Origin of the sequence: Mycetocola manganoxydans (assembly GCF_003667545.1) — a bacterium.
GTDB classification, from domain to species: Bacteria; Actinomycetota; Actinomycetes; order Actinomycetales; family Microbacteriaceae; genus Mycetocola_A; species Mycetocola_A manganoxydans.
The window spans coordinates 20,907-42,034 of sequence record NZ_RCUV01000005.1; the positions used below are offsets into that span (position 1 = coordinate 20,907).

At 66.1% G+C, this 21,128-nt stretch carries 25 protein-coding genes; 11 read left to right on the forward strand and 14 right to left on the reverse strand.

Annotation, left to right across the window (positions count from 1 at the left end):
• Window positions 1–4: 4 nt before the first annotated feature.
• Together D9V29_RS04040 and D9V29_RS04045 are read right to left on the reverse strand one after the other, a co-directional pair.
• Entirely contained in the window at window positions 5–484 is a 480-nt protein-coding gene (locus tag D9V29_RS04040) for a GNAT family N-acetyltransferase (protein WP_121672316.1), read from the reverse strand.
• Between the two features lies 1 nt (window position 485).
• Window positions 486–1,916, reverse strand: coding sequence for a serine hydrolase domain-containing protein (locus tag D9V29_RS04045; RefSeq protein WP_121672057.1), 1,431 nt, complete (start codon window positions 1,914–1,916; stop codon window positions 486–488).
• Window positions 1,917–1,999: 83 nt separating this feature from the next.
• Here D9V29_RS04045 and D9V29_RS04050 point away from each other — a divergent pair, with 83 nt between their 5' ends.
• The 3 genes from D9V29_RS04050 (at window position 2,000) to D9V29_RS04060 (ending at window position 5,399) form a co-directional block, all read left to right on the forward strand.
• Window positions 2,000–2,632: a TetR/AcrR family transcriptional regulator gene (locus D9V29_RS04050; protein ID WP_147436219.1), complete on the forward strand. Its 633-nt coding sequence runs from the start codon at window positions 2,000–2,002 to the stop codon at window positions 2,630–2,632.
• Window positions 2,633–2,652: 20 nt separating this feature from the next.
• On the forward strand, window positions 2,653–4,287 hold the full coding sequence (locus tag D9V29_RS04055) for an MDR family MFS transporter (protein ID WP_121672317.1): 1,635 nt from the start codon (window positions 2,653–2,655) through the stop codon (window positions 4,285–4,287).
• 182 nt (window positions 4,288–4,469) lie between these two features.
• Window positions 4,470–5,399 carry a pseudouridine synthase gene (locus D9V29_RS04060; RefSeq protein ID WP_121672059.1) on the forward strand — a complete coding sequence of 310 codons (930 nt, stop codon included), beginning with the start codon at window positions 4,470–4,472 and terminating at the stop codon, window positions 5,397–5,399.
• On the opposite strand, the gene D9V29_RS04065 is transcribed toward D9V29_RS04060, so the two are convergent.
• From D9V29_RS04065 to D9V29_RS15095, 3 genes are read right to left on the reverse strand one after another with little or no spacing between them, the layout of a single operon-like run.
• Window positions 5,396–6,190, reverse strand: coding sequence for an SDR family oxidoreductase (locus tag D9V29_RS04065; RefSeq protein WP_121672060.1), 795 nt, complete (start codon window positions 6,188–6,190; stop codon window positions 5,396–5,398). The genes D9V29_RS04060 and D9V29_RS04065 overlap by 4 nt on opposite strands.
• 46 nt (window positions 6,191–6,236) lie before the next feature.
• Window positions 6,237–6,653 carry a Rossmann-fold NAD(P)-binding domain-containing protein gene (locus tag D9V29_RS15090; protein ID WP_229790366.1) on the reverse strand — a complete coding sequence of 139 codons (417 nt, stop codon included), beginning with the start codon at window positions 6,651–6,653 and terminating at the stop codon, window positions 6,237–6,239.
• Window positions 6,653–7,096, reverse strand: coding sequence for an SDR family oxidoreductase (locus tag D9V29_RS15095; protein ID WP_229790365.1), 444 nt, complete (start codon window positions 7,094–7,096; stop codon window positions 6,653–6,655). Before D9V29_RS15095 ends, D9V29_RS15090 begins: the two co-directional genes overlap by 1 nt.
• Before the next feature lie 66 nt (window positions 7,097–7,162).
• On the opposite strand from D9V29_RS15095, the gene D9V29_RS04075 reads away from it, so the two are divergent.
• From D9V29_RS04075 to D9V29_RS04090, 4 genes are all read left to right on the forward strand, one after another.
• Window positions 7,163–7,882: a M23 family metallopeptidase gene (locus tag D9V29_RS04075; protein ID WP_121672061.1), complete on the forward strand. Its 720-nt coding sequence runs from the start codon at window positions 7,163–7,165 to the stop codon at window positions 7,880–7,882.
• An 89-nt stretch (window positions 7,883–7,971) separates the two neighbouring features.
• Entirely contained in the window at window positions 7,972–9,339 is a 1,368-nt protein-coding gene (locus tag D9V29_RS04080; RefSeq protein ID WP_121672062.1) for a hemolysin family protein, read from the forward strand.
• Window positions 9,336–10,376: a hemolysin family protein gene (locus tag D9V29_RS04085; protein ID WP_121672063.1), complete on the forward strand. Its 1,041-nt coding sequence runs from the start codon at window positions 9,336–9,338 to the stop codon at window positions 10,374–10,376. Before D9V29_RS04080 ends, D9V29_RS04085 begins: the two co-directional genes overlap by 4 nt.
• A gap of 20 nt (window positions 10,377–10,396) precedes the next feature.
• The gene (locus D9V29_RS04090; RefSeq protein WP_121672064.1) at window positions 10,397–11,341 is read left to right on the forward strand and encodes a serine hydrolase domain-containing protein; all 945 of its coding nucleotides are present in this window, start codon (window positions 10,397–10,399) and stop codon (window positions 11,339–11,341) included.
• A gap of 50 nt (window positions 11,342–11,391) precedes the next feature.
• Here the strand turns inward: D9V29_RS04090 and D9V29_RS04095 are convergent, their stop codons facing one another.
• The 4 genes from D9V29_RS04095 to D9V29_RS04110 all read right to left on the reverse strand — a co-directional run bounded on the left by D9V29_RS04095 (window position 11,392) and on the right by D9V29_RS04110 (window position 15,783).
• A complete protein-coding gene (locus D9V29_RS04095; RefSeq protein WP_121672065.1) occupies window positions 11,392–11,604 on the reverse strand; it encodes a helix-hairpin-helix domain-containing protein in 213 nt (70 codons plus the stop codon).
• A gap of 65 nt (window positions 11,605–11,669) precedes the next feature.
• Window positions 11,670–12,737: an NYN domain-containing protein gene (locus D9V29_RS04100; RefSeq protein ID WP_121672066.1), complete on the reverse strand. Its 1,068-nt coding sequence runs from the start codon at window positions 12,735–12,737 to the stop codon at window positions 11,670–11,672.
• 355 nt (window positions 12,738–13,092) lie between these two features.
• Window positions 13,093–14,886, reverse strand: a complete 1,794-nt coding sequence (locus tag D9V29_RS04105; RefSeq protein WP_121672067.1) for a DEAD/DEAH box helicase — start codon at window positions 14,884–14,886, stop codon at window positions 13,093–13,095.
• Window positions 14,887–14,934: 48 nt separating this feature from the next.
• A complete protein-coding gene (locus tag D9V29_RS04110; RefSeq protein WP_121672068.1) occupies window positions 14,935–15,783 on the reverse strand; it encodes an endo alpha-1,4 polygalactosaminidase in 849 nt (282 codons plus the stop codon).
• Between the two features lie 203 nt (window positions 15,784–15,986).
• Between D9V29_RS04110 and msrA the strand changes: the two genes are divergently transcribed.
• Window positions 15,987–16,508: a peptide-methionine (S)-S-oxide reductase MsrA gene (msrA, locus tag D9V29_RS04115; protein WP_121672069.1), complete on the forward strand. Its 522-nt coding sequence runs from the start codon at window positions 15,987–15,989 to the stop codon at window positions 16,506–16,508.
• Between the two features lie 54 nt (window positions 16,509–16,562).
• Here the strand turns inward: msrA and D9V29_RS04120 are convergent, their stop codons facing one another.
• The 4 genes from D9V29_RS04120 to D9V29_RS04130 all read right to left on the reverse strand — a co-directional run bounded on the left by D9V29_RS04120 (window position 16,563) and on the right by D9V29_RS04130 (window position 18,395).
• A complete protein-coding gene (locus tag D9V29_RS04120) occupies window positions 16,563–17,297 on the reverse strand; it encodes a hypothetical protein (protein WP_121672318.1) in 735 nt (244 codons plus the stop codon).
• A 64-nt stretch (window positions 17,298–17,361) separates the two neighbouring features.
• Window positions 17,362–17,487: a hypothetical protein gene (locus D9V29_RS15100; RefSeq protein ID WP_259462883.1), complete on the reverse strand. Its 126-nt coding sequence runs from the start codon at window positions 17,485–17,487 to the stop codon at window positions 17,362–17,364.
• Between the two features lie 60 nt (window positions 17,488–17,547).
• Entirely contained in the window at window positions 17,548–18,048 is a 501-nt protein-coding gene (locus D9V29_RS04125; protein ID WP_121672070.1) for an SRPBCC family protein, read from the reverse strand.
• Complete coding sequence (locus tag D9V29_RS04130; RefSeq protein WP_121672071.1) at window positions 18,045–18,395, reverse strand: ArsR/SmtB family transcription factor; 351 nt, start codon at window positions 18,393–18,395, stop codon at window positions 18,045–18,047. The genes D9V29_RS04125 and D9V29_RS04130 overlap by 4 nt, the downstream gene beginning before the upstream one ends.
• Window positions 18,396–18,514: 119 nt before the next feature.
• On the opposite strand from D9V29_RS04130, the gene D9V29_RS04135 reads away from it, so the two are divergent.
• Window positions 18,515–19,279: a class I SAM-dependent methyltransferase gene (locus D9V29_RS04135; protein ID WP_121672072.1), complete on the forward strand. Its 765-nt coding sequence runs from the start codon at window positions 18,515–18,517 to the stop codon at window positions 19,277–19,279.
• A 129-nt stretch (window positions 19,280–19,408) separates the two neighbouring features.
• A complete protein-coding gene (locus D9V29_RS04140) occupies window positions 19,409–19,912 on the forward strand; it encodes a nitroreductase family deazaflavin-dependent oxidoreductase (RefSeq protein WP_121672073.1) in 504 nt (167 codons plus the stop codon).
• Window positions 19,913–19,922: 10 nt separating this feature from the next.
• Here the strand turns inward: D9V29_RS04140 and D9V29_RS04145 are convergent, their stop codons facing one another.
• A complete protein-coding gene (locus tag D9V29_RS04145; RefSeq protein WP_229790364.1) occupies window positions 19,923–20,432 on the reverse strand; it encodes an ASCH domain-containing protein in 510 nt (169 codons plus the stop codon).
• A gap of 88 nt (window positions 20,433–20,520) precedes the next feature.
• Here D9V29_RS04145 and D9V29_RS04150 point away from each other — a divergent pair, with 88 nt between their 5' ends.
• Complete coding sequence (locus tag D9V29_RS04150) at window positions 20,521–21,060, forward strand: GNAT family N-acetyltransferase (protein WP_229790363.1); 540 nt, start codon at window positions 20,521–20,523, stop codon at window positions 21,058–21,060.
• Window positions 21,061–21,128 lie beyond the last annotated feature (68 nt).

The following is a 21,128-nucleotide window of genomic DNA, read 5'->3' on the forward strand; positions in this document are numbered from 1 at the left end:
TCGCTCAGCGCAGCGGCTTACGCATCTGCTGGGTGACGACGCTGTAACCACTCGATTGGTAGAGGGCGATGGCGGTCGGGTTGTTCCCGAAGACATTCAGTTCGAGTGCGCCGATGCCTTCGGCGGCGACGAGTCGTTCGATGTCGGCCAGCAGCAGCCTGCCGAAGCCCTCACCGCGATGCGCTTCGTCGATCTCGATGTCGTACAGGAAGGCGGTGTCAAGAGCACCGCGCGGGTGATCGAGGCTGACCCAGGCTCGACCGACGGCCTGTCCGTCCTCGCCGATCGCCAGGACGAGAAACGTCCGGGGAGTGTCGATGCCCTGCGGCAGAAGCTGAGCGTTCTGTGCGAGGGCTCGATCGAGCGCGTCTTCGCGGGGCCAGTTGCCCGCCGCGACCTGATCCTCTGCGTACTCGTGTGCCAGCGCCGACTGCCAGTGGTCGAACTCGTCCTGCGTCATCGGGCGCGTCGTCAGCCGCGGCATGTCAGCGTCCACCGGTGATGACGGGTTTCGCGGCCGGGTTGCGCATCGAGGAGAGCGAGGGGCGGGAAAGCGGCTCCGTCTCCCATCCGACCGTGAAGGTACGGTCTCGCACGTCGAGGGCAACGTGCAGCCGGTGCGGTTGCTCGAGGAAGATCACGTCCACGAGAAGACGACCGCCGTCATCACTCCAGGCGGCGCTGGCCGCTGTGGCGTCGGTCGTGATCCATTCTCCGCAACCCGCGACGATATCGAGTTCGCTCCGGTCCTCCGCGACGGTGAGCGCGATCCGCGTATCGTCGCCGCCCGAGATGTCGACTCTCGTCACTCCCTGCACCGACGCGACCGCCGCGGGAGCGAACGAGGCTGCCTCGACTCGTCCCGTGCCGGATGCCTGGGGGACGGGCGGGAGGGCGAGGGATGCAGTTCGGCCAGCGAGCGCGGCATCCGCTTCGTCGCTTCCCAGTGGTCTGTCGTCCGTCCCGATCGCCGGAAGCAGGTGTTTCCAGGCGAGGGTGAGTACTCCCTGCATGTCTGTGCTCTGACCGGTCATCGCGAGGACCAGGTCGTGCTCAGGAAGAACGACGCAGAACTGTCCGAACGCGCCGTCACCGCGGTAGCCGTGGCGTGCCATCCAGAACTGGAAGCCGTAGCCCTGCTCCCAGTCGGATGCGGAATCCGTGCCCGTCGATATGTGCGGTCTTGTTGCCTCATCGACCCACGCGGCGGGAAGGAGCTGGCGACCGTTCCACTGGCCTTTGTGCAGGTAGAGCTGGCCGAGCTTGGCGATGGCTTCGGTGTTCGCGTACATCCCGCTGAAGCCGATTTCATGCCCCATGCCGTCGCGGACCCAGCCGACGCCGTCGATACCGAGTGGTTCGAAGAGTCGTGGCTGGAGGTACTCGGTCAACAACTGGCCGGTGGCGCGCTGGACGATGAGGCCGGCCGTGTAGGTGCAGGGCTGGTTGTAGGCGAACACCGTTCCGGGATCCTCGTCCGGTGGCAGAAGCAGGAAGCCCCTGGCGATGCTCGCTCGGTCGAGCTCGAGCGCCCGATCGAGCGTCTCGTCTCGGTGTCCGCTCGCCATGGACAACAGGTGCCGGACTTTCATCGCGCGGGACCGGGGATCCGTGACCTCCGCGTCGAGTTCGGGGAAGTGGCTCACCACGGTGTCGTCGAGGCTCAGCAGGCCCTCGTCGACGGCGAAACCGACGGCGGTGGAGGTGAAGCTCTTGCTCAGCGAGTAGAGCAGGTGCGTTCGTTCGGGGCTGTACGGAGCCCACCAGCCTTCGGCGATAACGGCGCCTCCGCGGAGCAGCATGACGCTGTGCGGTTCGACGTTCGGCGCCGACTCGAGGGCATCGAGGAAGGTGGAGACTCCCTGCGCGTCGACGGAATGGGCGGACGGTGTGCTTCTCGGCAATGAGCTCTGCATGGTCCCATGCTAGAGCGACGGCGTCACGCTGACGCGGACCGGTGATTTTGCACTAATCAAGGTTTGGTGCAAAGATTCACTTTGTGCCGAATAGTGCAAGCCTGAATCGCCGCGAGCGACGGATGCTGGAAACCGCGACCCAGCTCACCTCCGTTGCGCGTCGGCTGACCGCGGAACGTGGCCTCAACGGGTTCACCGTCGAAGAAGTCTGCGAGGCCGTCGACGTCTCCCGCCGCACATTCTTCAACTACTTCCCCACGAAGGAAGACGCCGTCCTCGGCGCCGACCCGGCCGGGGAACTGCAACGGTTCTCCGAGGCGTTCCTGTCCCGCGGATCGCGCGGCTGGGAAGTCGTGATCGACGACCTCCTCGAGGTGATCATCGAGCACTTCGAAACGACGGGACACAACCACCTCGAGCACGCGGAGTTCACCGCGGCCATCGAACGCGAGCCTCGGCTGTTGCTCCGTTTCATGGGAGCCACCCGGGAACGCGAGCGGCAGGCCGTCGCCCTCGTAGCATCCCGCGAGAACGTCCCAGACGATGACCCTCGCGCAGAGGCGGTCGTCGGAATCCTCACCACCCTGCTCAAGCACGCGGGCGAGCAATACCTCGACCCTGCAGGCACCCACGATTTCCCCACCATCCTCCGGAACCACCTCGCCGCGCTTCGCGTCGTCCTGGCACCACCCGCATCCCGAAAGGCACGTTCGTGACGACCACCACCGAGGGGCCCATGCTCCTCACCCAACGCCGGATCTGGATCATTTTCGGCGCGCTCATCGCCGGCATGTTCCTCTCCAGCCTCGACCAGACCATCGTGTCGACCGCAATGCCGACCATCGTCGGGCAGCTCGGAGGAGTCGAGCACCAGGTCTGGCTGACCACCGCGTACCTGCTGGCCACCACGATCGTCATGCCGGTCTACGGCAAGTTCGGGGACGTGCTCGGCCGGCGTCGATTGTTCCTCGTCGCGATCGCGTTGTTCACCATCGCCTCTGTGGGCTGCGCGTTCGCCGGCGACTTCACCCAGCTCATCGTCTGGCGTGCGGTGCAGGGTCTCGGCGGTGGCGGACTGATGATCCTGTCGCAGGCGATCATCGCCGACATCGTCCCCGCTTCCGAGCGCGGCAAGTACCTCGGCCCCCTGGGCGCCGTCTTCGGCCTGTCCGCCGTCGGTGGTCCGCTGCTCGGTGGGTTCTTCGTCGACCACCTCACCTGGCAGTGGGCGTTCTACATCAACATCCCGATCGGTATCGCGGCGTTCGCCATCGCCTGGTTTACGCTCAAGCTCCCGAACAAGAAGGCGACCCAGCCGATCGACGTGATGGGCGTCATCCTGCTCTCGGCATTCACCACGTGCCTGATCTTCTTCACCGACTTCGGTGGAAGCGCCGACCACGGGTGGGAGGCTCTCGAGACCTGGGCGTTCGGAGCAGGGATGCTCGTCGCCGCGCTGCTCTTCGTGCTCGTCGAGGCGAAGGCCAAGGACCCGATCATCCCACTGTCGTTGTTCAAGAACCCGACCTTCGTCAACGCGACCGCGATCGGGCTCACGCTCGGACTCGGGATGTTCGCCGCAATCGGGTTCGTCCCCACGTTCCTGCAGATGTCGTCCGGCACGTCGGCCGCGACATCCGGTCTTCTCATGCTGCCGATGATGGCTGGGCTCATGCTCACGTCGATCACCTCCGGTATCTGGATCTCGAAGACCGGGCGGTACAAGATCTACCCGATCGCGGGCACGATCATCACGGGCATCGCCATGGTGTGCATGACCACGTTGACGGCAGACACCCCGATCTGGCTCATCGGAGTCTTCCTGTTCATCTTCGGCTCCGGACTCGGGTTGATCATGCAGGTTGTGGTTCTCGTTGCCCAGAACTCCGTGGATGCCTCCCTCGTCGGAACAGCGACGAGCACGAACAACTACTTCCGCGAGGTCGGTGCCTCACTGGGTGTCGCCGTCTTCGGCACGATCTTCACCACGCGGTTGACCCAGAATCTGAGGGATGTCTTCACCGCCGCGGGCGCTGACCCGGCGGCCGCCGCGAACGCCACATCGACGCTCGACCCGCAGACTCTTGCGACGCTTCCGGACACGGTGAGGGACGGCATCGTGACCGCGTATGCCGACGCCCTCGCTCCGGTGTTCTGGTACCTGCTGCCGTTCATCGCGATCGCGTTCCTCCTGTCGCTGTTCCTCAAGAAGGTGCCACTGTCTGACACCGCCGGGCTCGTCGCCCGCGGCGAGGCGATCGGTGGTGCTGAAGCCGAAGAGCTCGAGGCTGCCGAGCGGTCGGGGCGGAAGGCCCCTGCTGCCGGGGAGACCCAGGACGCTCTCGACGGCGAGCCGACGACGCGTCGCTGACACTCTCGTTCGCGCGCAAGGAGGGGTCGCACAAACGGTCGTTTCGAGCCTTGCGTGGCCAGTAATGGTCGAAAGTCGTGAGCGCTTTCAGCCAAAAGTGGCCACGCAAGAAGTGCTCCCAGCCACAAGGGGCCACGCAGCGCGGATGCGAGGCGCCCAGCCAACCCGGATACCATCGCAGGGTGCCTCCCCGTTCTCCGCTTCCGCAACGACACGGGCTCGACCCGGCGTGGATGCGCACACCGGACCTGGACCGGTCCCGGCCGGACCCGTGGCCGACGATGGGCGCGTGGCTCGATGAGCGGTTGCACGAGTTTCTCGACGTGGAGGCGTTTCTTGCCGATGGCCGGTTCCTCTACGCGGATGGTTCTGCCGCGGTCGGGACGGATCCGTATCGCCCGCACACCTTCGTCTGGTTCCACCGCGACCTGCGGGAGGAAGCGTCCGTCCCAGGCACGATCCACGTGATCCACCGGGATGAGCGGATCGTCGTGATCGACAAACCTCCGTTCCTCGCGACGATCCCGCGCGGTCGGCACGTAAAGCAGAGTGTCGTCGTTCGGATGCGAGCAGAGCTGGGACTGCCGGAACTGTCACCGCTCCACCGGCTCGACCGTGTGACATCCGGGCTGCTGATCCTCGCCACCGAGAAACGCTGGCGCGCGGCATACCAGACCCTGTTCCAGCGGGGAGAGGTGAGCAAGGTGTACCGCGCCATGGCTCCGGTGCGCGAGGACCTCGAGCTGCCCGCGACCGTGAGCAACCACCTCATCAAACGCCGGGGCCACCTGCAGGCCGAGATTCTTGACGGGATGCCCGCGAACTCCGAATCGAGAATCGAACTCGACTCCGTGCTTGACGACTCGCGCGCCGTCTACCGCCTCACCCCGCGGACCGGGCGCACCCACCAGCTGCGGATGCATATGCTCAGCCTCGACATCCCGATCAGCGGTGACCCGCTCTACCCCGAGGTGCAGGACATCTCGGTCGACGACTTCGCCCACCCGCTGCAACTGCTCGCGAGCGAGCTGAGTTTCACCGACCCGGTGGACGGCACACTCCGGCACTTCGAGAGCGTGCGATCGTTGCCTCTCGTTTCTGAAGCGGACTAGACCGAGAAACCGCCGTCGGCCTTGACCAGCTGGCCCGATATCCACCGGCCAGCGGGGGAGACGAGGAAGCTGACGACGTTGGCGATGTCGGTCGGCGTTCCGAGCCGGCCCGTCGGCTGGCGCGCAACTCCCGACGCACGGATCTCGTCGTCCATCCAGCCGGTGTCGACCGGCCCGGGGTTGAGCGCGTTCGAGGAGATGCCACGTTCGCCGAGTTCACGCGCGGCGGCGATCACGATGCGATCGAGCGCGCCCTTGCTCGAGCCGTAGGGCAGGTTATGGACGACGTGGTCGCTCGTGAGCGCCACGATCGCGCCGCCCTCCGGGGGAGCCTGGAGCGCGAACGCCCGGATGAGCAGCCACGCCGCCCGCACATTCACGGCGTAGTGGCGGTCGAAACTCTCGACGGTCGTGTCGAGGATGCTTGAGTCCACCGACTCCGAATGCGACAGGATCAGCGCGGAGACGGGACCCAGTTCGGCGGCAGCGAGGTCCAGGATTTCGGCCGGTGCAACCGGATCCTCGAGGTCGGCTTCGATGGCGAGCACCCGGCGACCCGTGGCACGCAGCTCTTCGGCGATCTCGGACGGGCTCTCGGCGGTTCCTCCGAGCGACATCCGGCTTTCGTACGGTGTCCAGTAGTTGAAGGCGATGTCCCAGCCCTCCTCGGCGAGCCGGAGCGCGATCCCGCGGGCGATCCCGTTTCTGCGACCGAGTCCCGTGATGAGAGCGACGCGCGGCGCGGCATCCGCGTTCACGGTGCTGGACTCTGTGCGGTTCGGCGAAGTCATGAGGCCACGGTACAGGGGTGCGTACCGGTGGCAGCGCCGGCCGTGACTATTCCGTCGTGAGGTGCTCCTGTGCCCAGGCGGCGAGCGTCGTACTGGTCGTGGTGAGCAGCGATCGCGCGTTCTCGTACGAGAATCCGGACTGCATGCCCCGCGCCATCCCGAGGATGCCGTCGACCTGCTTCTCGCTCAGACCGGAACCGCGCAGTGGAGTGGCGACGTCGTTCTCGCCGACCCGTCTAGCGGTGACGGTTCGGCCAAGCACACGGCCGAGGACGGCAGCCACGTCGCTGAACGACAGGTCGACGGGCCCGTGCACGCCCTGCGTGACCCGTCCTGACCACGCGGGCGACAGCATCCGCACCGCTGCGATCGTCGCGATATCGGCGGGAGCGACCCACGGGAACCGGAGATCGAGCGGGAGCGTCGTGGTCAGCTCACCGGCGGCGAGAGCAGCGGAATCCATCAGCAGATTGCTGAAGAAGTAACCGCACCGCAGGTGAGTGACATCAGCGCCGGTAAGAGATCTTCTGTCGCGCCAAGCCCGTCGATCTCGCCGAAACCGTGGCGTGCCTCGGCACCCGCGCTCGACTGGAAGACGACGCGCCGGATTCCGTTCCTGTTCACCGCGGTCGCTCCGGACAACCCCATCCGCAGATAGCCCACGATCGGGTCGTCGTCATCGGTCGGCGGGTTCACCCAGTAAAGGGTGTCGACCCCCTCGGTTGCGCGGACGACGCCGTCGACGTCACCCTGGTCGACCTCGACGACATCGGATGCTTCGCGAACGTCGGCGGGAAGAGTGGCGGCATCGCGCACGAGAAGGCGCGGTCGCTCACCGGCCTGGATCAGCAGCGGAACCAGGCCGGAGCCGACATTGCCGGTGGGAGTCGTCACTGCGATGGTCATCATTGCTCCTCTCCGTTCGTTCCTCAATGATCGCGCGGACGACCGACATCGGCCTAGACTTCCCCGATGACGGCGATGGCTGGCGGATTTTCGGGTGGGGGTCTCACGCTCGACCTGCCGTTCACAGGGGCGTGGCTGACCCAGAACAGCCCTGCCCGCCGGGTTCCGAGCCACGGGACCGACCTGTTGGGGGAACGGTACGCCATCGACTTCGTCGGGGTCGATACCGACCGGCGGACGGGAGGGCGTACCAGCTGGGGAACCTTGGCCGGCACGGAACCAGCAGAGCGCTTCTACTCCTTCGGGAGGCCGATCCTTGCTCCGTGTCCCGGAGTCGTCGTCGACCGGCTCGACGGCGAGCCCGACCATGAGGCACGCCGGTCGCCGTTGGCGCTCGTGCCCTACCTTCTGGGCCAGCGGGCTCGACTGCAACAGGGCATTGCCGCCGTCGCCGGCAACTTCGTCATTCTCGAGGTTGTGCCTTCACGGGTGTATGTCGCCCTCGTCCACCTGAAACAGTCGTCGCTCCTGGTCGGGATCGGCGAGCGCGTTCGCGCGGGTCAACCACTCGCGGAGTGCGGGAACTCCGGCAACTCGTCGCAGCCGCACGTCCATGTGCAGGCGATGGACAGTCGCGACCTGTCCGTTGCCCGTGGCATCCCGATCGCGTTCCGGAACTTCTCGGAGCAGCCGACACGCCGGAGCGCATGGACCGTTCGGGAGATCGGTATTCCGGGCGAAGGCGCCGTCGTCACGCCCGGCATTTTCCCGGATTCGAACCACTAGTGTTGGACCCATCATGGATGACCCTCCCTCACATAGACCCACGCCTCCTGCCGACAACGTTCTAGAAGCGGATCGGAGGGGGCGTACACATGCATGAATGGATCATGGTCGGAATCGGCCTCCTTCTGACTGCTGGCACCGGGATGTTCGTCGCGTCCGAGTTCGCGCTCGTGAACCTCGACCGGAACGATCTCGAAGCACGTCAGGCCCGCGGTGAAAAGCGACTCGGCCCCACGATCAAGGCGCTGCGCATCACCTCGACCCACCTGTCAGGTGCGCAACTGGGCATCACGCTCACGACCCTGCTCACCGGGTACACCTTCGAACCGGCGATCAGCTCGATGCTGCGCGGCCCGTTGCTCAACCTCGGCCTCCCCGAGGCCGTGGTGCCGGGCATCGGTGCCGTGATCGGCATCCTGCTCGCGACCATCTTCTCGATGATCATCGGCGAGCTCGTTCCGAAGAACTTCGCGCTCGCCCTTCCGCTCGCGACGGCGAAATTCGTCGTGCCGTTCCAGACGCTGTTCACCACGGTCTTCGGCCCGGTCATCTCACTGTTCAACAACACGGCGAATGCCATTATCCGCTCGTTCGGGATCGAACCGAAGGAAGAACTCTCCGGTGCACGCAGCGCCGAAGAACTGAGCTCTCTCGTTCGCCGGTCGGCGCTCGAAGGCGTCCTCGACGAGGACCACGCGACACTGCTGCATCGCACCCTGCGGTTCTCTGACCGCTCCGCCGCCGACGTCATGACTCCGCGGGTGCGCATGGTGTCGGTCCGGGCAGACGAGACCGCACAGGAGATCGTCGTCCGGGCAACCGCCACCGGGTTCTCGCGCTTCCCGGTGATCGGTCGCGACCCCGACGACATCCTCGGCGTCCTGCACGTCAAGCAGGCCTTCGCACTCGACCTCGCTGACCGCGCGAAGTCGACCGCCGGTGAGCTCATGGGTGCGCCGCTGCGCGTTCCTGAATCGATGGGAGTGGACACGCTGCTCGGGATGCTGCGCCAGCAGGGACTGCAGGTCGCCATCGTCTCCGACGAACACGGCGGCACAGCAGGCATCGTCACCCTCGAGGACCTCGTGGAGGAGATCGTCGGAGAGCTCGAAGACGAACACGACCGGGCTCGAGCCGGCATCATCCGGACGGGGCGCTCGATCACGTTCGACGCGTCACTCCGCCCGGACGAACTCCTGGAGCGCGCGGGCGTCACGGTACCGGAAGACGGTGACTACGACACCGTCGCCGGATTCGTCAGCGACGAACTCGACCGAATCCCCGAACTCGGCGACGAGCTTCCCATCGACGGTGGCGTGCTCCGAGTGGAGCGCGTCGACGGCACCCACGTCGAACGGCTCCGCTTCACCCCGTCCGAACCAGAAGACAGCGGTGACAACGCCACGACCGCTCACGACCAGATCGTCGATGACCTGCTTAAGGGAGCCCACTCATGAGCGAATACCTGCCCGGAATCATCTGGCTGGTGATCCTCCTCGTCGTCAACGCATTCTTCGTCGGTGCCGAGTTCGCCGTGATCTCTGCCCGCCGGTCGCAAATCGAGCCGAAGGCGGAAGCCGGAAGCAAAGCAGCGAAGACCACGCTGTGGGCGATGGAGCACGCGACGCTCATGCTGGCGACGAGCCAGCTGGGCATCACCGTCTGTTCCCTCGTGATCCTCAACGTGTCAGAACCGGCGATCCACCACCTGCTCGAGATTCCACTCGGGTTCACGGCACTGTCGGCCGAAGCCATCGGGATCGTCGCCTTCATCGTCGCCCTGCTCCTCGTGACCTTCCTCCACGTGGTCCTCGGCGAGATGGTGCCGAAGAACATCTCGTTCTCGGTTCCCACCCGCGCCGCGCTCATCCTGGCGCCGCCCCTCGTGTTCGTCGCGAAAGTGTTCAAGCCGGTCATCTGGTCGTTGAACACGGTGGCGAACGGGGTGCTGCGGTTGTTCAGGGTGGAGCCCAAGGATGGTGCGACGAGTGCATACACACTGGATGAGGTCGCCACGATCGTCCAGCAGTCCACCCGCGAGGGCCTCCTGGTCGACACGTCGGGAACTCTGACGGCGGCGTTCGAATTCACCGCGAAAACGGTGGCGGATGTCGAGGTCCCGCTCAGCGAGATGGTCCTGCTGCCTCTCGCGGCAACTCCCGCCGATATCCGGAAGGCCGTTGCCGAGCACGGGTACTCGCGGTACATCCTCACAAACGAGACCGATGAGCCCACCGGTTATCTGCACCTCAAGGATGTGATGGACCTCACCTCCGACGACGCGTTCAGCACGCCGGTGCCGGCGAAACGGATCCGCCGGCTCGCGTCCGCCTTCAGCGGCAGCGAACTCGAGGACGCTCTCGCGACGATGCGCCGTACCGGTGCCCACGTTGCCCGGGTGTTCGACGCCGACGGCAACACCACCGGAGTGCTCTTCCTTGAAGACATCATCGAAGAGCTCGTCGGCGAAGTGCAGGACGCAACGAGCAACTGATTTCGACGAAGGGACGCACGATGATTCCGAACGCAACCGAGCTGGAACGCAGGCTCGGCCGGCGGCATCCGGTCGTGGGAGCCGCGGTCGTGGCACCGGGCGGAACGACCCTGGTCGTTCGCGGCGCCACGACCGAATCGGATTTCGAGATCGGGTCGGTGTCGAAGGGGATCACGGGCCTTCTCTACACCGACGCCGTCGAACGCGGAGAGGTCGCACCGACGACGCAGCTGGGCGACCTGCTGCCCGTCCATGGCGCTGCCGGTCGGGTGACGCTGGGTGCGCTGAGCACCCACACCTCCGGTCTGCCACGACTGCCGGCCGCTGCGCAACCGTATCGCCGCACGCTGCAGCTGTGGCGGCACGGAACGAATCCGTACGGCGAGAGCCTCGACGAATTGCTCGAGCAAGTGAGGGGTGTGACCCCCGGCACGCCGAAACCGTCATACTCCAACCTCGGCTACGAGCTGCTCGGGCATGCTGTCGCCCGCGCCGCAGGCCTGGGCTACCGGGAACTCGTCGCTCAACGGCTGACGTCACCGCTCGGCCTCGACTCCATGTACGTGCCGTCAGACAGGTCCGAACTCAGGTCGACCGCCGTCATCGGGCGAAGCAAGCGGGGCCGCACCATGCAGCCGTGGACGGGGGAGGGGATCGCGCCGGCCGGAGGCATCCGTTCCTCCATCGGCGACATGGCACGACTCGCGGAATCGCTGCTCGACGGGAGTGCGCCGGGCACCGCGGCCCTCGATCCGGTGCAGACGTTCTCCGGCGGGGTGCGCATCGGAGCCGCCTGGCTCACTCTCCCTTTCAAGGGCAGGGATGTCACGTGGCACAACGGTGGGACCGGTGGATTCCGCAGCTGGATGGGACTCGACCGGACAGCCGGAACGGCGGCCATCATCCTCTCGGCGACCTCCGCTTCGGTCGATCGTGCCGGCTTTCTGCTGCTGCAGGGGGCGTAGGGGTCCTTCCCAGCGGTGCCCGGTGTCGTGAATGTCGCCCGGGTGGTCGGTCAGTCGCCCCGTTCGGCAAAGGAGAGGCCGCGTTCGGCGAGGTGCTCACCGAGAATCCGGATCGCCTTCGGTCCGACCCCGTGAAGCGCGAGGAGCTCCGATTCTGACGCGCACGCCAGATCGCCGAACGTGGTGAAGCCATGAAGCGCGAGCGAGCGGGCTGCTACCGTGCCGATTTCCCGCGGGAAATCGGATGCCCCGTCATCGGTCATCGTCGCTGTCTCCGGTTAACTCGTGATGTCCCTGGCTTGAAGCTATCGGCATCCCGTCCGCGGGGCTAATTGTCGGAGAGGGACGGCGCAAGACGGACGAGGTGGGCGGTGCTGGTCTCGTCGATCTCGGCGACGGTCTCCCGGGATTTGACGAAGTCGGAGAATGACCGGAACCCGAGCGCCTTCTCGCTGAAGGACGGATCCATGCGCTTCATCTGGGTTTTCACGTTCGAGCTGTGAAGCCAGTCAGCGTCATCCTTCTCGTGTCCCAGCCGCAGCGCACGTTCGAGAAGTCCGGTCGCGACCTCCTGGGGGTCCGGTTCATCCTCGGGTTCGTCCTCGATGACCGGATCGGGCGATGCTGCACGTCGGGACGCCCGACGACGCGGTGGTGCGGGAGGCAGTTCCGGACCGGAGAAAACGAGGGCGGTGGGTGACAGGACCTCCTTCTCCGGTTCCGGCTCGGACACGACGGCATCCGTCGGTGTCTTCTTGGAGCGGGAGGGCCTCGTCGCCGCCGCGGTCTCGGACTTTTCCTTCTCCGGGGCGGGAGGAATGGGCTTGATCCCCGGCAGGGCGTCGTAGCTGGCGAACTCGTCACACGCGGCAGCGAGCGAGCGACTGGTCGAGCCGGCGACTCCGATGCCGACGACGTACCGGCCGAGGCGCTTGCAGCGCTGGGCGAGAGGAATGTAGTCCGAGTCGCCGGCGACGATGATGACGTGGGTGAGGTCGGGGAGCCGGAACATGTCTTCGACGGTGTCGACGGCGAGTCGGATGTCCGCCCCGTTCTTCGCGTACGCGGCGGCGGGGAACAACTGCACCAGGTCGACGGCGCGATTGACGAGCTGGCCGCGGTAGTCGGCGTTGAACGGAGCCGACCAGTCGGCGTACGCGCGGGTGAGGACGAGCGTGCCGAACGACGACGCGAAGTCGATGATGGCGCCGACGTCGACGGTCGCGCGGCTGAGCTTCTCGGCGATCTCGGGGTTGGCTTCGCTGCCGGCGCTGCTGAATCCCCGTGCCCGGTCGCGCATGAACTGGCTGCGTCCGTGGACCTGGTCGTAGCGCGAGATGACGATGTTGTCGAAGTCGATATAGACGGCGACTCGCGAATCGACGGCGTCAGGCATGAGGAACTCTTCTCGATTAAAGCGGGTGTGTACCCAGTGTGGCGCGTGAGCGTCGAACGCGCCAAAAGCGCCGCGGGTCACTCGTCGGCAGAAGCGCTGAATCCGCGGTGCGCCGACAGCAGGTCGAGCTTGATCCATCCGATCCACATGGATTCAGGATGCCACGCGGCGTGACCCGCGTGCGCGCTCGGCGGCATCCGCTCTGCTCGGTCACATCCGGCTGCTCGTGTCGTCGATTCTCGACCACTTCCGACCGAGCAACGACGCCAAGCGCAAAAAGTGACCGAGCAAGGTGGCCGCAGGCACGAAAAAGGGCGCCCGGGTGGTCGAAACCACCCGGACGCCCGAGGACTTTCTAGCGCCGAGGTTTGCGTGCGCCGCGGTCGTCGCGCTTACCCGGTGCACCGCGGTCGGGGCGCAACTCGATGAGCTTGCCGCCGATGCGGGTGCCCGTGAGCTTCGAGAGCACGTCGTCGGACAGGTCGGCCGGCAGCTCGACGAGCGAGAAGTCCGGACGGATGTCGATGTGGCCGAAGTCGTTGCGGCTCAACCCGCCCTCATTGGCGAGCGCACCGACGATCTGGCGCGGCTCGACCTTCTGGCGCTTGCCGACGGCGATGCGGTACGTCGCGAGGGACGAATCGCTCGCGCCGCGAGGGCGGCGCTCGGGACGGTCGCCCCGGTCACCGCGGTCGAATCGCGACGATCCGCGGTCGTCGCGGCTCGGGCGCGAAGCGGATGCTTCCTTCCGCTCGCGCTCGTCACGGTCGCGCTGGGCGCGCATCTCTTCGGGCGAGAGCAGGAGGGGAGTGCTGCCCTGTGCGACGACGGCGAGTGCTGCGGCGACATCCGAATCGGGGACGTCGTGGTGCTTGACGTAGTGGCCGATGATGTCGCGGAACTGCTCGATCCGCTCCGGCTGGTTGAGCGCTTCGGTGATGGCGTCATCGAAACGGCTGAGGCGCGTCGCGTTGACGTCGTCGACGCTCGGCAGCTGCATCTGGGTGAGCGGCTGGCGGGTAGCTTTCTCGATCGCGGTGAGCAGGCGACGCTCACGCGGGGTCACGAAGCTGATCGCGGTTCCGCTGCGTCCGGCCCGGCCGGTGCGGCCGATCCGGTGCACGTACGACTCGGTGTCGATCGGGATGTCGTAGTTCACCACGTGGCTGATCCGGTCGACGTCGAGGCCGCGCGCCGCGACATCCGTTGCCACGAGAATGTCGAGCTTGCCCGACTTGAGCTGGTTGACCGTGCGCTCACGCTGCACCTGGGCGACGTCACCGGAGATGGCGGCAGCGGAGTAGCCGCGCGCACGCAGCTTCTCGGCGAGGGTCTCGGTCTCGTTCTTGGTGCGGGTGAAGACGATCATGCCCTCGAAGTTCTCGACCTCGAGGATGCGGGTGAGCGCATCCACCTTCTGCGGGTAGGAGACGACGAGGTAACGCTGGGTGGTGTTCACCGACGTCGTCGTCTTGCTCTTGACCGTGATCTCTTCCGGGTCGTGCAGGTACTTGGCCGAGATACGGCGGATCGCTGCCGGCATCGTGGCGGAGAACAGGGCGACCTGTTTGTCTTCGGGGGTGTCGGCGAGGATCGTCTCGACGTCTTCGGCGAAGCCCATCTTGAGCATCTCGTCGGCCTCGTCGAGTACCAGGTACTTGAGCTCGGAGAGGTTGAGCGTGCCCTTGTCGAGGTGGTCCATGATGCGGCCGGGGGTACCGACGACGACGTGGACACCGCGGCGAAGCGCAGACAGCTGAACGCCGTAGCCCTGGCCGCCGTAGACGGGAAGCACGTGAACGCCCTTGAGGTGGGACGCGTACTTCTCGAACGCCTCACAGACCTGAAGTGCGAGCTCGCGGGTGGGTGCGAGTACGAGGGCCTGCGGGGATTTCTGCGTCATGTCGAGACGAGACAGGATCGGAAGGGCGAATGCGGCGGTCTTGCCGGTACCGGTCTGGGCGAGGCCGACGACGTCGCGACCCGCGAGAAGCGGCGGAATGGTTGCGGCCTGGATCGCGGACGGAGTTTCGTACCCGACGTCGCGAAGGGCCTTCAGGACGGCGTCGGCGAGCCCGAGCTCGGAAAAGTTCTGGCCGGATTCGACGGTGTCTGCGTCGGCGGGCGCGGTTGTTTCAGGGGAAGTCATACCCTAACGGTAGTCCTTCGCGGATGTGGGTTCACCGTAGGGGCAGGGCTAGCGGCAATTATCGAACGTGTACCCGGGGCTTCCCGGTGTGGCGAGGGCGAGATCGCGGACGATGGTCGAGAAGGGAATCCGGTCGTCTGAGCACACCTCGGCGACGGTTCCCCCGAGATCCCCGGCGTACTCGATGTCGAGAACGCCGAGGCCGTAGACGGCGGTGTACGCCTGGCATTCGTCGTAGCGGTGGCACTGCTCGGCGATCGCGAAGTCAAAACCGGCGTCGTCCCGCCCGCGCGTGCCAAGATCAGGTGCGTTCTTCTGGCCGACCGCAAGCCCCGCGGCGTGCGCCGTTTCGGTCAGCAGCGACGCGAACGCGAGAGCATCCGCGTCGGTGAGTGCGCCGTGCGACCGCGTCCACGAATCGAGGTTGTCGAGCTCGATGGCCGCGAAGCCCTTGTCCGAACACTCGGCGATCGACGGAGCCAGCAGGGAGGAGAGCTCTTTCCGGTGAGGCGCGCTCGAGATGTCGAAGAGAAGCTCGTCCGGCCAGTTCTCGTCGATGAGGGGCTCACCCGTCTCGTCCATGAGAAGGAGTTCCGGATGCCGCTCCAGCCACAGCGACCGGTCCGCCGGCTGCGTTTGGAAGGCATTGAGGTAGCAGATCGAGTAGAGGCCGTCGGCGGGCTCGTCGGTGCTGTCCCTCACCACGCCGCCGATTCCGGCCGGCGGCGGATAGCCCCCACCCAGCTGGTAGTCGACGACGATGTTCGCCGGGAGCGGCTGGACCGCGGGAGTCCCGGGGGATGCGTCAGTGCCTGATAAGTCAGATCCTGCCCCGCCGCAGCCGACGAGTGCCAGCGCGCACGCGACCGCCAACGCGGCACCCAGAATGCGTGGCATCCGTCATCTCCCGCTCCGCCGTCTCGGCCTCTCCTCTCTCATCATGGCGAATGACGGCTTCGCCGCGCTGCGTCGTGCCCCTCGCTTCGGAAGAACTCACGGCTGGCATCCAGCCACGCGGGAACAGGAAAGACCGGTGCACGGTTCTCTCCAGCGTGCCCATGCCCGACAATGGACAGGGTTCAACACTGAGGAGGCCACACATGACCGGTACCACCGAAACCGCGATTCTCGCCGGCGGATGTTTCTGGGGAGCGCAGGAGCTTCTCCGCAAGCGCCCGGGAGTGATCTCGACCCGCGTCGGTTACTCCGGCGGAGAGACGCCGAACGCGACCTACCGCAACCACGGCAACCACGCAGAGTCCGTCGAGATCGTCTTCGACCCGGAGCAGATCTCGTACCGCGATCTGCTGGAGTTCTTCTTCCAGATTCACGACCCGTCGACGAAGGACCGTCAGGGCAATGACGTCGGCGCGAGCTACCGCTCCGCGATCTTCTACCTCAGCGATGAGCAGAAGCGAGTCGCCGAAGACACCATCGCCGACGTCGATGCGTCAGGGCTCTGGCCGGGCAAGGTCGTCACCGAAGTGACGGCGGCCGGCCCGTTCTGGGAGGCAGAGGAAGAGCACCAGGACTACCTGCTGAAGTACCCGAACGGATACACCTGCCACTTCGTCCGCCCCGGCTGGAAGCTGCCGCGCCGCGAAGCCGAAGTCGCAAGCTAGATCACGTGAGAACGCCCCCGGGTCCTGTGACCCGGGGGCGTTCTGTGTGTGCACTCACGCTGCGGCGGTCGTGCCGCCGTAGTGCCGGTCGGGATCGAACGGCGAGAACGAGGCGGAACCGAGCATCAGGATGCCGCGTTGCGGCATCCAGAAATCTCCGAGCCGTGATTGCGGCGACGGAGCGGCGATGCGACCGAGATCCGTGCCTGCGAGGCTCGCCGTACTCTCATCGACCGCCCAGATCTGCTTCGGCCCCGCCCGGAACCACTGCCGATTGGGGGTGACCCCCGTCAAACCCATCCGGCCAGCGCGCAGGGCCGGACCTGCCACCGCTCCCATGGCGGAAAGGAACCGCGTGTTGTGCCACGCCGGATGCGGAACCATCGCCATGGCGCCGGACATGAGCCGCGTCATGGGGGTAGCAGAGATCTGTAGCCGCCAGCTCAGGTCCACGTCGTCACCGATGGTCACCGTAAAGCTCTGATCGCCCGTCCAGGACACGTCGATGTCGTGGATGGACGTCGCCGAGACGGCGGCACCGAAATAGCGCGGGCACGACAACGCCGGGTCGATCGTTGTGTAGATGACCCAGCTGCCTTCCGGGTCGCGAAGCCAGACGGAGGTGTAGCCGGGGCCGATCGACGTGAGCGGAAAACGCCTGAGCCCCAGCAGATGGCCGGACTCGAACGGGACGCTCATCACGGCGTACCCGGAGAAACGTTCCTCGTCACCCGCCGGAAGAATCGGATCGGTTTCCGCGTCGGTGAGAAGGGACCGGAGACTCTGCATGGCGACCACACTCCAACGTCGGCGCCACTCTATTCTTCGCCGGTTGCGGCGGCAAGGGCCGGTGCTAGTAGCCGACGATGTTCACGTAGACGAAGCCAGCGATGCCCGCAACGGCAACGATCACTCCGATCCACAGGACAACGCCGCCGATTCCGGTCCGTGCCGGCCAGGTTGGGATGTGGTTGCTCATGCTTCCACCCTACGGCGAAGCGGCCAGACACACGAGGTGCCCGGCCGCTTCACACCGGTGTCAGGAACCGACTCGGACGTCGGCCAGGACGGCGTCGATCTGCCCCATGGCGCCGATCGTGCCCTCCTCCATGCCCATTTCCACCATCTGCTCGAGCTGCTCGGCACTTCTGAAGGTCGTGACGGATGTCATTCGCGTCACGTTCCCGTCCTCTGCCAGCGTGACCTCGCACCGGGTGGTGTCATCGGGGTCGAGCGGCTTACCATCATCGCCGGCGAAGCCGTCGTCGAACGCGAACCGGCGGGGAGCATCCATCGAAACGATTTTCCACCACCCTCTCGCCTTCTCACCGTCGGGCCCGCTCATGTAGTAGCGAGCGTCGCCGCCAGGCGCGAACTCGAGCTTTTCGAACGTTGCCGGCCAGGTGGGAGGGCCCCGCCAGCGCTCCAGCAGCCGGGGGTTCTCCCAGACTTGCCAGACAGCCTCCGGACCTGCGTCGAATTCGGCAACGATCGTGAACGTCAGGTTGTCGACGTCTTTGTTGGTACTGATCACGGTCACTGTTCTGTTCCCTTCGTTGTGTCGGAGAGGAGATCTCCGATGCGTTCGGCACGGTCGTGCCAGATCTTTTCGTAGGCGTCGAGCAACCGCGCTGCCCGGCGCACAGCCTCCGGATTTGCCTGCACCATCTGCTCCCTGCCCCTGCGTCGCTTGACGACGAGCGTCGCGCGTTCGAGCACCGCAACGTGTTTCTGCACCGCGGCGAAGCTCATGTCATACCGTCCGGCGAGCGCCGTCACGGAGAGTTCGTCGGTGAGAGTGCGAGAGACGATGTCGCGGCGGGTCGCATCCGCCAGTGCCTGGAAGATGCGGTCAACGTCGGTATCGCTCAGTTCATATGTAACCATTTGGTTGTACGTTAGCGACTCTGTCCGGCAAGCACAAGACCCCGTTTACTGCCGCGCCGATCCCGGTGTTAGTGTGACCGCCGAACCTGGTTTCCCGGGTCGGACCGGGAGGAAGCATCGTGGACGGGGCAGAAGACGACGCGTGGTCGGCGGTGGCAGCAGAGTGGGCCCGCTTGTGGGGCGACTTCGCGGATCCCGTTCGCCGTGCGATCTCGGAGGCCACCGGCATCCGGCCAGGGACCCGGGTGCTCGATGTCGGATGTGGGAGCGGCGAGTTCCTGCGCGCACTCGCCGAAACGGGAGCCGAGTGTTCCGGTATCGACCCGGCTGCGGCCATGGTCGAACTCTCGCGGAGCCGAGTACCTGGAGCCGACATTCGCCGGGGCACCGTGGAGAGCTTGCCGTGGCCGGATGCATCCTTCGACGTCGTCGTCGCGATCAATGCGCTCCAGTTCGCCGATGACCCGGATGCCGCACTGGCGGAGATGACACGGGTCACCGTAGCGGGAGGGTTCGTCGCCGTCGCGAACTGGGCCGATGCCCCGTGCAACGACATCCACGTTCTCGAGCAGGCGGTCGCCGCCTCGTTCGAGGAAGAACTTCCACCGGACGACGACCTGCGGCTGCCGGGAGGGCTCGCGGGATTCTTCCGCCGTGGCGGGCTGACGCCAGTTGTCACCGGTCTCATCGATGCGCCGTGGGATGCGGCCGACGACGACGCTCTGGTTCGCGGCATCCTTCTGGGAGAGGACGAGGAGGGACTCTCGGGCGGGGCAGAGACCGTCCTCGCTGCAGCCGCCCCGTTTCGGCTGCACTCTGGCGGTTACCGGCTCAACAACGCCCTGCGATTCGCGGTGGGAACGACGGCGCCGTCCGTCGGCTAGGTGTCATTTCTCCCGTGGGGAATGCGACGCCGCTTGATCAACCCAATGACGGGAGGGGACTTGCCCGAGCCGAAGAGTCGTCCGGGGGAGGGGGATGCCCCGGCTGCCGAAGCCTGTGCAGAATGGGGCATGCCCCGTATCGTCAACGCCGTTCGAACGCTCGCCGCCCCGGTGAGTCGCACGCGCACGTTCCGCCGGATCGGACCCCGCATCCTTCCTCCGCTCGAACGTGCCCTGAAGCGGATCACGGGAGGGAAAGTACAGGTGAGCGGCCTGCTCGTTCCGACGCTCGTGCTGTCCTCGGTCGGAGCGAGAAGCGGGAGGGTTCGCGACACCGTCCTCATGTACACCCCGGATGGGCGGGGACGCGCGATCGTCGCCGGAACGAGCTTCGCCCGCGAGCGGCATCCGGCGTGGACGTACAACCTGATGGCGAATCCGGATGCCGTGATCACTGTTCGGAAGCGACGGCTGGCGGTTCGTGCGACTCCGGTCGCTGATGCCGACCGCGACTCCGCCTGGCAGCGGATTGAACGGCAATGGCCGGGCTACCGGTCCTACGAGCGTGCCTCGGGGCGAGAAGTCCGGCTCTTCCTGCTCCAGCCCGTGCGGGAGGAAGCGCCGGATCGGTGATGGGGCGAAATCAGTCAGCGAGTTCGGGAGGCCAGACCACCCGGAAACGCTCGAACATGATCTCGTCGTTCTCGCTCCACTCAGCGCCGCGCGCCGCGCAGGTGCGGGTCCAGTACCTGGCGTGCTCGCGCTTCCAGCTGGCGAGCGTGCGGTCGTCCTCGCCCTCATCCCACGCGAACGCGTCGTCCACCGTGTCGAAGGTCCCGAGCCGGAGTTCGATACTCCGGAGAATGACCCGCGGTGTTCCCGTGCTGTCGCAGGCGATCCAGTGAGAGCCGATGCGAGGAAGCGAATCCCCGTCGAGCGCGAACTGTTCGGCGAGCTCAGCCGTCGCGCGTTTCGCCCCGTGGGTGACTTCGCGGAGCAATTCATCGGCGAGGCGGGCGGAGTCCCCGAAGTGCTCGACCGTGTATTCCGGTGCCGTTCGAACCGCTTCCGGGTTGGCGGCCGCGTAGGCGGCCCAGAACTCTGCTGCTCGAGCGACGTCGGGTGCGGCTGCTGGTCGTTCGTTCTCGGTCACGCCCCCAGTGTTCCAGAAGCAAGGGTGGTTCTTCACACCCTGTGATGTTCGAATGGGTGCGGAGCAGGAGAAAGAGGAGGGCACAACCGTGGGTATTCGGGCGACGGTCGGGCTCGAGCCGTGGGGACCACGCGACTTCCCGGTCCTCGAACGCAGCAACACTCCTGCCATGACCGTCTACCTCGGCGGCCCCGAGAGCGCGGAGAAGCTGGCAACCAGACACGCGAAGTACCTGCGACTCGTCGAAAGCGGCGAAGCAGCCATGTTCACCGTGCACGTCGATTCGATGGCGGATGCCGTCGGCTCGGTCGGCTACTGGCAAACGGTGTGGCGAGACGCCCCCGTCTATGAGTGTGGGTGGAGCATCGCCACGCCGCACCAGGGCCGGGGATACGCTTCGGCAGCGCTCGCCGCGTGCGTCGACCACGCCGTCGACCACGGGGACCGCGACCTGCTGGTGGCGTTCCCGCGAACCGACAATGCGGCATCCAACGCTCTGTGCCGAGCCGGGGGATTCGAGCTGAGCGGCGTCGAAGATGCGGAGTATCCGCCCGGCAACCCGATCCGCGTTCATGCGTGGGTCCTCGACCTCGCCGAGCGGCGGAGCAATCATCGCCACCCGGGTTGACGCGCCCCGATGACAGGAGCACTATGGGCGCGTTAACTCCGCGCTGCAGCTCTGTACCCCGTGGCCGA

Bases quoted from the DNA above. Each gene is read 5' to 3' on its own strand.
- D9V29_RS04040 (WP_121672316.1), bottom strand. From the start codon at position 484: ATGCCGCGGCTGACGACGCGCCCGATGACGCAGGACGAGTTCGACCAC.
- D9V29_RS04045 (WP_121672057.1), bottom strand. From the start codon at position 1,916: ATGCAGAGCTCATTGCCGAGAAGCACACCGTCCGCCCATTCCGTCGAC.
- D9V29_RS04055 (WP_121672317.1), top strand. From the start codon at position 2,653: ATGCTCCTCACCCAACGCCGGATCTGGATCATTTTCGGCGCGCTCATC.
- D9V29_RS04065 (WP_121672060.1), bottom strand. From the start codon at position 6,190: ATGACTTCGCCGAACCGCACAGAGTCCAGCACCGTGAACGCGGATGCC.
- D9V29_RS15090 (WP_229790366.1), bottom strand. From the start codon at position 6,653: ATGGATTCCGCTGCTCTCGCCGCCGGTGAGCTGACCACGACGCTCCCG.
- D9V29_RS15095 (WP_229790365.1), bottom strand. From the start codon at position 7,096: ATGACCATCGCAGTGACGACTCCCACCGGCAATGTCGGCTCCGGCCTG.
- D9V29_RS04075 (WP_121672061.1), top strand. From the start codon at position 7,163: ATGACGGCGATGGCTGGCGGATTTTCGGGTGGGGGTCTCACGCTCGAC.
- D9V29_RS04080 (WP_121672062.1), top strand. From the start codon at position 7,972: ATGCATGAATGGATCATGGTCGGAATCGGCCTCCTTCTGACTGCTGGC.
- D9V29_RS04085 (WP_121672063.1), top strand. From the start codon at position 9,336: ATGAGCGAATACCTGCCCGGAATCATCTGGCTGGTGATCCTCCTCGTC.
- D9V29_RS04090 (WP_121672064.1), top strand. From the start codon at position 10,397: ATGATTCCGAACGCAACCGAGCTGGAACGCAGGCTCGGCCGGCGGCAT.
- D9V29_RS04095 (WP_121672065.1), bottom strand. From the start codon at position 11,604: ATGACCGATGACGGGGCATCCGATTTCCCGCGGGAAATCGGCACGGTA.
- D9V29_RS04100 (WP_121672066.1), bottom strand. From the start codon at position 12,737: ATGCCTGACGCCGTCGATTCGCGAGTCGCCGTCTATATCGACTTCGAC.
- D9V29_RS04105 (WP_121672067.1), bottom strand. From the start codon at position 14,886: ATGACTTCCCCTGAAACAACCGCGCCCGCCGACGCAGACACCGTCGAA.
- D9V29_RS04110 (WP_121672068.1), bottom strand. From the start codon at position 15,783: ATGCCACGCATTCTGGGTGCCGCGTTGGCGGTCGCGTGCGCGCTGGCA.
- msrA (WP_121672069.1), top strand. From the start codon at position 15,987: ATGACCGGTACCACCGAAACCGCGATTCTCGCCGGCGGATGTTTCTGG.
- D9V29_RS04120 (WP_121672318.1), bottom strand. From the start codon at position 17,297: ATGCAGAGTCTCCGGTCCCTTCTCACCGACGCGGAAACCGATCCGATT.
- D9V29_RS15100 (WP_259462883.1), bottom strand. From the start codon at position 17,487: ATGAGCAACCACATCCCAACCTGGCCGGCACGGACCGGAATCGGCGGC.
- D9V29_RS04130 (WP_121672071.1), bottom strand. From the start codon at position 18,395: ATGGTTACATATGAACTGAGCGATACCGACGTTGACCGCATCTTCCAG.
- D9V29_RS04140 (WP_121672073.1), top strand. From the start codon at position 19,409: ATGCCCCGTATCGTCAACGCCGTTCGAACGCTCGCCGCCCCGGTGAGT.